Source organism: Streptomyces sp. JLBG701, assembly GCF_058544905.1.
The window spans coordinates 5,459,995-5,472,821 of record NZ_CM178588.1; the positions used below are offsets into that span (position 1 = coordinate 5,459,995).

A 12,827-nucleotide genomic window follows, 5' to 3' on the forward strand; every position below is an offset into this window, starting at 1 on the left:
GGCCGACATCCGTCAGACGCCGGTGCGGTCGGTGGAGTTCCTCGGTCCGGTCAGGTCGACCCCTTCGGGTCCTGATTCGGCTCTTGAGGAGGCTTTCCACCGGCCGCGAGTTCGAACTCCGCTCGGGGATGTTCGAGCGAACCGAGGGAGACGATCTCCCTCTTGAACAGTCCCGCCAGCGTCCATTCGGCGAGCACGCGGGCCTTGCGGTTGAAGGTGGGAACCCTGCTGAGGTGGTAGACGCGGTGCATGAACCAGGCAGGGTAGCCCTTCAGCTTGCGTCCGTAGACGTGCGCGACGCCTTTGTGCAGGCCGAGGGACGCGACCGAACCTACGTACTTATGGGCATACGTTTCGAGCGGCTCGCCGCGCAGTGAGTGCGCGATGTTGTCGCCGAGGACCTTGGCCTGGCGGACGGCGTGCTGGGCGTTGGGCGCGGTTTCCTTGCCGGGCTCCCGCGCGGTGACGTCCGGGACGGCGGCGGCGTCTCCGGCCGCCCACGCGTGCGTGGCGCCTTCTACGGTGAGCTGAGGGGTGCATTTCAGCCGTCCGCGCTCGTTCAGCGGGAGGTCGGTGGCGGCAAGGATCGGGTGGGGTTTCACACCGGCCGTCCACACGACCGTACGGGTCGGGAAGCGCTGTCCGTCGGACAGTACGGCCACGCGGTCCGCGCAGGATTCGAGGCGGGTTTGCAGGAGGACGTGGATGTTGCGGCGGCGCAGTTCGGTGACGGTGTAGCGGCCCATTTCCTCGCCGACCTCGGGCAGGATGCGGTCCGAGGCCTCGACGAGGATCCACTTCATGTCGTCGGGCTTGATGTTGTGGTAGTACCGCGCGGTGTAGCGGGCCATGTCCTCCAGCTCGCCGAGGGCTTCGACGCCGGCGTAGCCGCCGCCCACGAAGACGAAGGTGAGGGCCGCGTCGCGGATCGCGGGGTCGCGGGTGGAGGAGGCGATGTCCATCTGCTCGATGACGTGGTTGCGCAGGCCGATGGCTTCCTCGACCGTCTTGAAACCGATGGCGTAGTCGGCGAGCCCGGGGATCGGGAGGGTGCGCGCGATCGAGCCGGGGGCGAGGACGAGTTCGTCGTACGACAGCTGCTCGGCGCCCGTGCCTTCCTCCTCGGTGGCGATGGTGGTGAGGGTCGCGGTGCGCTTGGCGTGGTCGATGGCCGTGGCCTCGCCGATGATGATCCGGCACCGGTCGAGGACGCGGCGCAGCGGTACGACGACATGGCGGGGGGAGATGTTGCCGGCCGCCGCTTCGGGGAGGAACGGCTGGTACGTCATGTACGGGTCGGGTGTGACCACCGTGATCTCGGCCTCGCCCCGGCGGAGTTCCTGCTTCAGCCTCTTCTGGAGGCGCAGGGCCGTGTACATCCCGACGTAGCCACCGCCGACAACGAGAATGCGCGCACGTTCCTTCACCACCCCATGACGCACCCAGCGCTTGCGTTTGTCCACAGCCCCGACAATTTGTGTGACCGGTCGGCGGCGGTGTCCGGGGTTGGCCGAATCGCCGGAGTGCGCGGAAGGATTGCAGGTCAGCTGGTGTGAGCCGGGGGCTTGGAGGGGGCGCAATCGGGACGTATACGACCCGTACTCCGATCGGGGGGCGCTCCGTGCGGAACGTGCCCCTTCTGAATTGACCCCCACTCAACTATGTTCGTGTGTCGACGGGGTGTAGGGGGATGCGCTCTTCGGGTCCACGGTCCGCGACGGGCGGGCGGTGAACCGGGCTTGTTCCCAGCGCCCCGGCTGCCGATGGCGGGGAGAGTCTCCGGGGGGAGACGTCATTACCGGGGGAACACGTATGCACATTCAGGACCATCATTGGGCTTCCGCGTCTGCCGTCACATCCGGCGGGCCGATGAGCGGAGCGGTGAGCGCGGCGGCGGGCAACGGACGCGGGGATGTGTCGCGGACGACGCCGCTGCGCGTGGACGCACAGCGCAATCTGGAGCACGTACTGCGTGCGGCGCGCGAGGTCTTCGGCGAGCTGGGGTACGGCGCGCCGATGGAGGACGTGGCGCGGCGGGCGCGGGTCGGTGTCGGCACGGTGTACCGGCGCTTCCCGAGCAAGGACGTCCTGGTGCGGCGGATAGCCGAGGAGGAGACCTCCCGGCTGACCGACCAGGCGCGTTCGGCGCTCGGCCAGGAGGACGAGCCGTGGTCGGCGCTGTCGCGCTTCCTGCGGACGTCGGTGGCCTCCGGCGCCGGGCGGCTGCTGCCGCCGCAGGTGCTGCGGGTCGGCGTGGCGGACGAGGTCGACGGCGACGGTTCCGTGCTCGACGACGCGCGGGTGCCGCAGCAGCGGACGCAGCCGGGCTCGGGTGAGCTGCGGCTGGTGTCCGAGGAGTCGGCGCTCGTCGGGGACGGCACGGGGGCGGCGGCACTGCTTGAGGTCGTGGGACAGCTCGTGGACCGGGCGCGTGCGGCGGGCGAGCTGCGGCCGGACGTGTCGGTGTCGGACGTACTGCTGGTGATCGCGACGGCGGCGCCCTCGCTGCCGGACGCGGCGCAGCAGGCGGCCGCGTCGGCGCGACTGCTGGACATCCTGCTGGAGGGGCTGCGGTCGCGGCCGGTGTGAGGCGCGACCGGTGTCTCGAAGAGTGACCTGTGGCTCGAAGAGGTGACGGTGGGCGTGGGTGCTGCGTCACCCGCGTGCACTACCCGAACTCTCGCGACATGTCGGGCATTTCGGACCCACTGGCCAACTCCCTCTCCAGGAGCGCCAGTTGAGCCTTCCCCATATGGGTGACGGCTAGTACTCGGTTGCGGCAAGTCCCCACGGACGAGTGGAAGGCCCGCACTGCGGGGTCCTGACCAAAAGCCAATATGGCACTCTGACCCGGTGTTCGGGACTGGTTGGGCAGCGGCGGGGGCTTTCCGCGATGGGCGTTGACGGGCGGGACGAGTCACTCGGTGACGGTGAGGCGGAGGCCGGCGGGCTGGCCTCGCCACAGGTGCCGAGTCAGGGGGGACGGGCAGATGTCCCGGTCCCGCCGGCCGGAGAGCCGGTGGCGGCCGGTGTTCCGGCCGAGGGCAGCGTCCCGGCACAGCGCGACTGGCGCGACGACGGGGTCCTGACGCCGCCGGTGGAGCTGCCACCGGGCGACGCCTCGCTGATCGAGCGGATGCGCGCGGGCGACGACACGGCGTACGAGGAGCTGTACCGGCGCCACGCGGACGCCGTGCGCCGCTACGCACGCACCTGCTGCCGCGACGCCCACACCGCGGACGACCTCACCGCCGAGGTCTTCGCCCGCATGCTTCAGGCGGTACGCGGCGGCTCCGGGCCCAAGTACGCCGTACGCGCCTATCTGCTCACCACCGTCCGCCGCGTCGCCGCCAACTGGACGAAGTCCGCCAAGCGCGAGCAACTGGTCGACGACTTCGCGGTGTTCGCGTCACAGGCCGCCCGGGTGTCCGAGGTGTCCGACGACGACGCACTCGACCTGGGCGCCGATGTGCGCGCGATGCACGAGGCCGAGCAGTCCATGGCCATGCAGGCCTTCCGGTCGCTGCCGGAGCGGTGGCAGGCCGTGCTGTGGCACACCGAGGTCGAGGACGAGTCGCCGAGCGAGGTCGCCACGCTCTTCGGGCTCGACGCCAACGGCACGCGCGTGCTCGCCAGCCGCGCCCGCGAGGGCCTCAAGCAGGCCTACCTCCAGGCCCATGTCAGCGCCACCCTCGCCACCGACGAGGAGTGCGCCCGCTACGCCGACCGGCTCGGCGCCTACGCCCGCGGCGGCCTGCGCACCCGCGCCGAACGGGGCCTGCGCAAGCACCTGGAGGAGTGCGCCAAGTGCCGGCTGGTCGCCGGGCAGATCAAGGAAGTCGCCAGCGGCATCCCCGCCGTCGTACCGATCGCGGTCATCGGCTGGTTCGGCGCCGCCGGGTACGCCAAGGTGGCGGCATTCATCGCGGGAGGCACCGGAGCCGGAGCGGCGGGCGCCGCGGGGGCGGCCGCCGCGGCGAGCGGCGGCTCGTCCGGCGGGGCGGGCGCGGGAGGCGGTGCGGCTGCCTCCGAGGGGCTGGGAGCGCCGGTGAAGGCCGGCATCGCGGCCGGTGTGGTCGCCGCGGCGGCCGCGGCGGCGGTGGCCCTCGCGCTGATGGGCGACGACAACTCACCCAAGGATCCGGTGGCCGAGCCGCCCGCGTCCGCGCCGGCCGTCGAGCCGCAATCGCCCACGCCGGCGCCCCCGAAGAAGGAACCCGAGCCGAAGCCGCCGGTGATCGCACCCGCGACGACCCCGACGCCGACGCCCACCCACACTCCGACACCCCGGCCGACGCCCACCCCGACCCCGACTCCGACGCCTTCCCCCACCCCGAAACCGACGCCGAAGCCGACACCGAAGCCGACACCCACTCCCACACCGACCCCCACGCCGCCGCCCGCCCCGGCCGTCTACCAGTGGAGCGAGCTGGTCTACAACGTCAACGGCGACGGCACGGGCCCCGAGATGCGGCTCGCCGAGAGCAGCTGGGTGTGGCAGCGGTACGGAGTGTCGATCGCCGGCAAGCAGTACGCGCACGGAGTGACCGTCCACGGCCAGTCCTCCGTCACCATCGACCTCAACCGCGAGTGCTCCGCCTACGACGCGATGGTCGGCGTCGACGACCTCAACCTGGGGCTCGGCAAGCTCTACTTCTCCGTCTACGCCGACGGCGTCCAGCTCTGGAAGTCCGGGATGATCGAGGGCGGGAACGCGGCGGTCCCCGTCCATGTCAACCTCACCGGCCGCAAGACAGTACGGCTCGCGGTGGATCCGCACAGCAGCTTCGACACCCTGGCGCTCGCGGACTGGGCGGAGTCGAAGTTCACCTGTTCCTAGGGTCTACGCGGCGGCGTGGTGCTGCACCGCCCCGGCGAGTTCGCGCAGGACGTCGTCGGCGGTGAAGGTCGCGCCCCGGGTGCGCTCGGACTCGTAGAGGTCGGCAGGCAGGGCGGTGCGGGCCTCCGTCTCGATGCTCTCGGCTCGCGTGCGCTCCGGCATGGGGCGTGGGTGCCCGTCGCGCCAGCGCATGCCGACGGCGAGCAGGCGGACCGCGCGCGGCAGGTCGCCGAGTCGGGCCAGCAGGTCCGCCGCCATGTCCACCAGCGCCGCTGTGACCGCCTCGGCGCACCGCCTCTCCACGGCCTCGCGCAGTGCGTCGGCCATCTTCGGCAGGGCGTGTTCCGGGCCCGACTCACCTGCCGTGACGAGTGCGTCGACCGCGTTCAGCATCGCCGTGAACTGCGGCGGTGGCGTGCCCCGCGCGGCCTCCGCGCGGGCCTTCTCGCACAGCTCGCGCGCGTGGGGAACGTCCGCGTCGTCCAGCGCGATGTATGTCCGCAACACCAGGATGAACGCCCGGGCGTCCGCCACCCCGTGCCGGTCGGCCTCGGCAGCCGCCTCGTCCAGCGCGGCCCCGGCCGCGTCGCGGTCGCCCGAGCGGTAGGCGATCTCGGCGAGCCGTGCGATGAGGAAGGGTGCCTCGGTATACGCGCCCACCTCGTAGGCGAGCCGCAGCGCCTCCCCGTACTGCTCCTTGGCCTCTTCGAACCGGCTGCGCGCCATGGCCGCCTCGCCTGCCGCGCTGCACACCTGGGCCCGCATCCAGCGGTCGCCGGCCCGACGGCTGAGCACCTGCAACTCCGCCAGGTCGTCGTCCACGCCCCGCAGGTTGCCGGGCGAGTCGACGACCATGTGCGTACGGAACATCAGGGCGACGCCGATCTCCCAGTCGCCGCCGTACGCACGGCAGTTGGCGACCACCTTGTCCGTGAGGGGCCGGATGTCCTCCGAACTGCGCAGGTGGAGGGCGGTGAACGGCCAGGTCAGCCCCGGCATCCGGGCCGCCGCCGGACCGCCGCCCTCGAAGGCGGACCGCAGCCTGCCGACGTACTGCGCGAACCGCTCGTCCAGCACTCTGTCCAACGGCTCGGACTCGGCCGTCAGGAACAGCTGCAGCATCCGCAGCTCCATCCGCAGGGCGTGCAGCGGATGGTGTGCCTCCCCGTCCGGGGTACGGAGGAAGTCGTCCATCGGGTCGATGGTGTCCAGCTGAAAGAACGGGTCGCCGTGACCGCCGGACGTGTGCCCCCTCCGAGAGAGCGCGGCCATGTCCAGGGCGACTCCCAGGCGCAGGACACGCTCCAGCCACTGCACGCCCTCCCGGCGGTAGTTGCGCAGCCACCAGAACCAGCCGATGGCGAGGGCGAGCCGGCCGGCCTCCTCCTCTTCGCGTGCCGTGAGCGCCCGGTCGAGGGCCGCGCGGATGTTGTCCAGCTCGGTCTCCAGGCGGGCGATCCACGGGAGTTGCCCGGCGGAACGCAGCAGCGGCTCGGCCTCCTCGACGAGCGCGCGCACCCACGCGCGGTGGCGTCGCTCGGCGGCGGCGCGCAGTCCGGGGATCTCGGCGGCGCGCTCGGTGGCGTACTCGTGGATCGTCTCCAGCATGCGGTACCGCATGCCGTCGGAGCCGGTCCGCTCGCAGTGGTCGGCGACGATCAGGGACTTGTCCACGAGCGCGCCGATGAGATCCGCCACGGGCCCGGTGCACACGGCCTCTGCAGCGGCGAGGTCCCAGCCGCCCGCGAACACGGACACCTCGCGCAGCACGGTCCGCTCCCGCTCGTCGAGCAGCTCCCAGGACCAGTCGACGACTGCGCGCAGGGTCTGCTGGCGGGGCAGGACCGTACGGCTTCCGGAGGTGAGCAGGCGGAAGCGGTCGTCGAGGCGGTCGGCGATCTGCCGGGGTGTGAGCAGCCGCAGCCGGGCGGCGGCCAGCTCGATGGCGAGCGGCAGCCCGTCGAGGCGCCGGCAGATCTCCGCCACCGCCTCCGTGTCACGGAGCACCCAGTCCGCGTCGGGGCGGACCGCGGCCGCGCGCTCCGTGAAGAGGCGGTGCGCCGAGTCGGGCGGCAGGGGCTCGACCGGGCGCACGGACTCGCCGGGGACGCCCAGGGGTTCACGGCTGGTGGCGAGGATCGTGAGCCCTGGGCAGCGGGTCAGCAGCGTCTCGGCGAGCTCGGCGGCCGCACCGATGACATGTTCGCAGTTGTCAAGGATCAGGAGTTGGCTGCGCGGGGCGCAGTACTCGACGAGCAGGGCGACCGGGTCGTCCTGGGTGGGCACCAGGTCGCCCGCCATCAGCACGCTCTCGCGCAGACCGAGCGCGTCACGCAGACCGAGGGTGCTGACCACGGCGCCTGGCACCGCCTCCGGTTGGTCGAGCGGGGCGAGCTCGACCAGCCATGCCTGCGGGAGCCCGGCGGCGGCTTCCTCGGCGAGGCGGGTCTTTCCAGAGCCGCCCGGTCCGGTGAGCGTGACGAGACGGGCCCTGTGCAATTCGAAACGGATGGCGTCGAGTTCGGGTTCCCGCCCCACGAAAGAGGTAAGCCGCGGACGGAGGTTGCCGTTCCGCTCGGGGTGCCGAGCCGCCGCGGACGGGGTGGGTGGAGCGGCTTCCGACGTGAGCAACTCCGTGTGCAGTGCTCGAAGTTCCGCCCCCGGATCCGCACCGAGCCTCTCGGCGAGGGCGTGGCGCACGGCGTCGTACGCGGCGAGGGCGTCGGCGCCGCGGCCCGTGTCGCGCAGGGCGCGGATGAGGAGGGCGTGCAGCGGCTCGTCGTAGGGATGGGCCGCCGTCAACTCCTTCAACTCCGGTACGAGGTCCCGCGCACGGCCGAGCCGCAGGTTCGCCTCGGCCCGGGCACGGGCCGCGTCCAGCCGCAGGGCCTCCGGGCGGGTCGCGGCGGAACGGTCCGGCAGGTCGGCGAGGGCGGGGCCGCGCCACAGAGCGAGGGCGGCGGTGAGTTCACGGGCGGCGGAGGACACGTCTCCCTGTTCCAGGGCCGCCCTGCCGTCCTGCACCAGGCGCTCGAAGACGAAGAGGTCCACGTCGTCCCGGGCCGCCGCCAGCCGGTAGCCGCCGGCCTCGGAGACAATGGCGTCCTTGCCGACGGTACGACGGAGACGGCCGACCAGTGCCTGGAGGGCGGCCGGGGCGTCCTGGGGCGGATCGTCCTCCCAGACCTCGTCGATCAGGGCCTCGGGGGACACGATGCGCTGCGCGCGCAGGGCGAGCGCCGTGAGCAGGGCGCGCAGACGGGGGCCGCCGAGGGGTACGAGGGTCCCCTGGTCGTCCTCCGCCTGGGTGACGCCCAGGATCTTGTACCGCATCGGGTCATTGTCGCCGGGGGCGCTGTGTGGGGCACGGGGTTTCGGTTCGGCGGCGGGTAGGTGCGCGGGGTTGGCGGTGACGGGGTCGATGGGTGGGATGTGCAGCCCGGCGTCAAGCGCTCCGATGGGTAGGCGGGTCGTTCACCACGGGCCGGTGGGGGCTGGTCGCGCCCACGCGGCGGAGCCGCATATCGATACAGCCCCGCGCCCCTGACGGCGCTGCACCACAGCGGCGTTCACCAGTCCCGCTCAGCAGCGTGCCGCTTCCACCACGGCCCCGACCCACCACCAACGGGAACTCGCCAGCGTCCACTGAACCATCAAGCCTGCCGCGCAGCCCCCGCCCCCAGCGCCCCCCGCTGTGGAGTGATCCCCGCCGGTACCGCACGCGCGCGTGCAGGTGTGCCGGTCCAGCACGTTCCCCTTCGCGCCAACAACCGGCGCAGCCACAGTTCCAAGGACACCAGGTCCGCCAAGCCGTCCAGCGGGAGTGGTTCGCCCTCTGCTGCCGCTCGGAGGGCCTTGCGGACGACTCGGGCCTCGACCAGGCCCGCCTCCGCCAGCAGGGGGGTGCCGAACAGCGCCATCAAGGAGTCCGCGCCCACCCGTAGCCCCGTACGGGCGGCCGCCGCCGACGACGCGTGTGAGGGGGTGCCCCAGCCGGGCGGGAGGTCGGCCACGCCAGCGCCCTCCAGGACCGTACGCAGGATCGCCGCTCGCGCGCCCGGGCGTACCCGCAGCGCTTCCGGGAGGGCGCGGCAGGCCCGGACGACCTGGTTGTCGAGGAACGGGGCGTGCAGGCGCTGGAAGCGGATCTCGGCGGCCTGCTCCAGGACGCGTAGGTCTGAGGCGTGCCGGGCCAGTGCCGCACGCGCGCGGTAGTCGCCGGGACGCTGGCCCGGACCCACCCCCGAGCGGTTGGTCGCGCCCTGCAGGCGAACCGATACTTCAGCCAGCGCCTCCCCGGTCAGCCATCGCGCGGCCGGTCCCGGTCTTGCCCACGTGAGCGCGGCGAGGGACGCCCCCACCGCGCCGCCGGGTTCGTCGAAGCGGCGGTGCAGCAGCCGGTCGGCGAGGACCTCCACGCCCGTCCGGTACGGCGTACGGGCCAGTCGCCGTGCCGCGCCGTACACGCGCGCGGGGATGAGCACCGAGCCGCCGTCCGCCTTCGCAAGGGCCGCCACCGGACGCACCAGGTGGCGTCGCTTGCGGTCCATCAACAGGTCCGCCAGACGCGCCGGATGGGCGTCCAGTACCTGCCGGGCGCCGTACCCGGTGAAGTGGTCCGCGCTGCCGGAGGCGAGCCGTGCCCGGTGCCGGGCTGCGGTCACGAGCGACGGGCCCGGTTCGTCCGTCAGGGGGCCTTCCAGATCCGCGTAGGGCAGGACCTCCTCCCCGCCGGCCACGACCACGTGGTGCAGGCGCGGGTTCTCCGCCAGCGTCCCCGCCCGCTCCAGCTCGGCCTCCCGGCCGCCGACGGCCAGGTCGTTGAAGGTGACGGCCAGCAGCCGCTCCCCCGCGCCCGTGCCGTGGCCCAGGACCGTACCCGGCATGCCGGGCAGCCCGGCCGCCAGGAGCGCCAGGGTCCCCGAGGCGGGCCCCCCGGACAGGTCCGACCCGATCCCGGGAACCGGCATCCCGCGCGCGGCACGCCGTTCGGCGGGCCCCATCCCCGGCACCGGGCCGGGGTCGATGTCGGCACCGGGCACGTGCCGGGGAGCGGAGAGACGCGCGCGTACCGCCTCGACGAGCGCGTCGCGCACGGCGTCGACCGCGCTGTCGGGGTCGGCCGAGGGCGCCGCCACCGCGAGGGAGGCGACCGGCTCGTACCCGGCGACCTCACGCGCCCCGGCGCGCAGGATCAGCGCATGCCCCGGCGGAATGCGCCGTACGCCGTCGTAGGGGGTGGAGTCGAGCAGCGCGGCCGGTACGTCGGGGGCGGCGAGCAGCGCGGCCAGGTGACCGAAGTCCAGGTTGGCCTCGATGAGGTCGGCCAGTGGCAGCGCGGCCGTGGCGTACGCCGTGCCGCCGGCCCAGGGGGTGTAGAACACCGGGCGCGCGCCCGCGAGATCACCGCAGACCATGACTCTGCGGCCGACCTGGACGACGGCCGTGTAACTGCCCGGCCAGGCCGTCAGATGCCGAAGTGCCCCTCCGCGCGCGGCGAACAGTCCGACCCGCAGCTGCTCGTCGCTCGCCCCGCACGTGCCCAGGACGGCGATCCGGTTCTGCGCGTCGGCCTTGACGACGCGCACCTCGTCGGGGCGCCAGTCGCCGACCGCCCACAGCGGATCGGGGTCGCCCCACAGGAGTTGGGAGCCCACCGGGTGCACGGTCTCGCCGTCGCTTCCGGTCGCTCCCGCGGAGCCGATCTCAGGCGCTCCCGCGGTGGTGCTGCTCCATCCCACCAACCACCGCATCGTCGCCTCCACAGGCTGTGGACAACCAGGGCACCGTACGAACTCGGCACCATGCTGCCATGAAGAACCCTGCCTGTAGGCCTGGTGGGGCCCCTTGAGATCCACGAAATGCGCCGTTGCGAACACGCCCGCGGCGAAGCGAACACCCGCTCGGGGCAAGGCGATCGGGGTACGGACGAGGTAGGTGCGAGGAAACGGCTGCGACGCGAATGCGCCCCCGATACGCTCCCCCAAAACACCCTTCGCGCCCTCAAGTTCCGTGGTCGGAGGGCTAATCGCCCGCGAAAGGCGGGGTCGGTTTTCAGCCAAATCGGCGGCGTGGGGACAGGCTCGCGCACGCTCCGTACAGGCCTTGCGCACCGCACAGCAGGCGCACAGTCCGGGAGGCGGAGTTCGCCTCCCGGACCGGTTCCGCCGCCCGCGGGGATGGAGGCGGCGGGGTTCCCCCAGCCCGCTGGATCCAGTACAGCGGGCCGACCCACGCACGATCCATGGAACCGCTCCCCCGATGGCCGGAGAAGAGCGCACACACGGGCGCACGGCCACACAGCGGGAGCACATCACGACAGCCCGTACTCGACCCGCACTTCAGTACGGACCACAATCCCGCCATCCGGAACAATGCCCCTTAACGCTTGGGATGCGGCGAACTACGCTGGGTTTACGAATGCCGCGTGGTTATGCCAGCGCGGCAGCCGTCTGTGTCGAGGGGTGGCGCATGTCCAGGGAGCAACGCGGGCCGAACGAAAAACTCGGCACCGTTCTCGCCCTCGCGGGAATCAGCAACGCAGGACTCGCGCGTCGTGTCAACGATCTTGGCGCTCAACGCGGGTTGACTCTTCGCTACGACAAGACGTCGGTGGCGCGCTGGGTGTCGAAGGGCATGGTGCCCCAGGGCGCCGCGCCGCACCTCATCGCGGCTGCCATCGGCCAAAAGCTCGGCCGCCCGGTGCCGCTCCACGAGATCGGACTGGCGGACGCGGATCCCGCGCCCGAAGTGGGCCTCGCCTTCCCCAGGGACGTAGGACAGGCGGTGCGCTCGGCGACCGAGCTGTACCGTCTCGATCTTGCCGGACGCCGGGCCGGCTCCGGCGGCATCTGGCAGTCGCTGGCCGGATCGTTCGCAGTAAGCGCATACGCAACGCCTGCCTCACGGTGGCTGATAACCCCGGCCGACAGTTCGGTGGCGCGCGACGCGAACCCCGCCGAGGGCTCCGGGGCACCGCAGAAAGTCGGCCACAGTGATGTGCAGAAGCTGCGGGAGGCCGCCGAGGACGCCAGGCGCTGGGACTCCAAGTACGGCGGCGGCGACTGGCGTTCGTCCATGGTGCCCGAGTGCTTAAGGGTCGAGGCGGCCCCGCTGCTGCTCGGCTCGTACTCCGACGAGGTCGGCAGAGCCCTGTTCGGCGCCAGTGCCGAGCTCACCCGCCTCGCGGGCTGGATGGCGTTCGACACCGGCCAGCAGGAGGCCGCGCAGCGCTACTACATCCAGGCGCTGCGTCTCGCTCGCGCGGCGGCCGACGTCCCCCTCGGCGGGTACGTCCTCGCCTCCATGTCGTTGCAGGCGACCTACCGCGGCTTCGGCGACGAGGGCGTCGACCTCGCGCAGGCCGCCCTGGAGCGCAACCGCGGCCTGGCCACGGCCCGCACCATGAGCTTCTTCCGCCTCGTCGAGGCACGCGCACACGCGCGCGCCAGTGACGCCCAGGCGGCCGGCGCCGCGCTCAAGGCCGCCGAGGGCTGGCTGGAGCGCTCCCGCGAGGGCGACAACGACCCGTCCTGGCTCGGCTTCTACGGCGAGGACCGCTTCGCCGCCGACGCCGCCGAGTGCTACCGCGATCTCAAGGCACCGCGCCAGGTCCGCCGCTTCACGGAGCAGGCGCTGTCGAAGCCGACGGAGGAGTTCGTGCGCTCGCACGGCCTCAGGCTCGTCGTCTCGGCGGTCGCCGAGCTCGAATCGGGCAATCTCGACGCGGCGTGCGAGCAGGGCGTGCGGGCGGTGGAGGTCGCGGGGCGCATTTCGTCGGCGCGCACCACCGAGTACGTGAAGGATCTTCTCCACCGTCTTGAGCCCTACGGCGACGAGCCGCGGGTGGTCGAGCTGCGGGAGCGCGCACGCCCGCTGCTGATGGCCCCGGCCTGATGGGCTCCGGCCTTACCGGAGCTTGACGAAACACGTGCGGTTGCCGGGCGCATCCTGGGTTTGAGGGCATTGTCAGTGGCGCAGTGCACTA

At 72.4% G+C, this 12,827-nt stretch carries 6 protein-coding genes; 3 read left to right on the plus strand and 3 right to left on the minus strand.

The window, feature by feature from the left end; translation table 11 throughout:
* Window positions 1-50: 50 nt before the first annotated feature.
* The gene (locus AC5DRG_RS25050; protein ID WP_491813146.1) at window positions 51-1,430 is read right to left on the minus strand and encodes an NAD(P)/FAD-dependent oxidoreductase; all 1,380 of its coding nucleotides are present in this window, start codon (window positions 1,428-1,430) and stop codon (window positions 51-53) included.
* 382 nt (window positions 1,431-1,812) lie between these two features.
* Between AC5DRG_RS25050 and AC5DRG_RS25055 the strand changes: the two genes are divergently transcribed.
* Window positions 1,813-2,589, plus strand: a complete 777-nt coding sequence (locus AC5DRG_RS25055) for a TetR/AcrR family transcriptional regulator (protein ID WP_491812878.1) — start codon at window positions 1,813-1,815, stop codon at window positions 2,587-2,589.
* Between the two features lie 304 nt (window positions 2,590-2,893).
* Window positions 2,894-4,840, plus strand: coding sequence for a sigma-70 family RNA polymerase sigma factor (locus AC5DRG_RS25060; protein ID WP_491812879.1), 1,947 nt, complete (start codon window positions 2,894-2,896; stop codon window positions 4,838-4,840).
* A gap of 3 nt (window positions 4,841-4,843) precedes the next feature.
* On the opposite strand, the gene AC5DRG_RS25065 is transcribed toward AC5DRG_RS25060, so the two are convergent.
* Together AC5DRG_RS25065 and AC5DRG_RS25070 are read right to left on the minus strand one after the other, a co-directional pair.
* Window positions 4,844-8,173 (minus strand): ATP-binding protein, encoded by a 3,330-nt coding sequence (locus AC5DRG_RS25065; protein ID WP_491812880.1) that lies wholly within the window; start codon window positions 8,171-8,173, stop codon window positions 4,844-4,846.
* Between the two features lie 320 nt (window positions 8,174-8,493).
* A complete protein-coding gene (locus tag AC5DRG_RS25070) occupies window positions 8,494-10,593 on the minus strand; it encodes an asparagine synthase-related protein (RefSeq protein ID WP_491812881.1) in 2,100 nt (699 codons plus the stop codon).
* 718 nt (window positions 10,594-11,311) lie between these two features.
* Here AC5DRG_RS25070 and AC5DRG_RS25075 point away from each other — a divergent pair.
* Window positions 11,312-12,736: an NsdA family TPR-like regulatory protein gene (locus tag AC5DRG_RS25075; RefSeq protein WP_491812882.1), complete on the plus strand. Its 1,425-nt coding sequence runs from the start codon at window positions 11,312-11,314 to the stop codon at window positions 12,734-12,736.
* Window positions 12,737-12,827 lie beyond the last annotated feature (91 nt).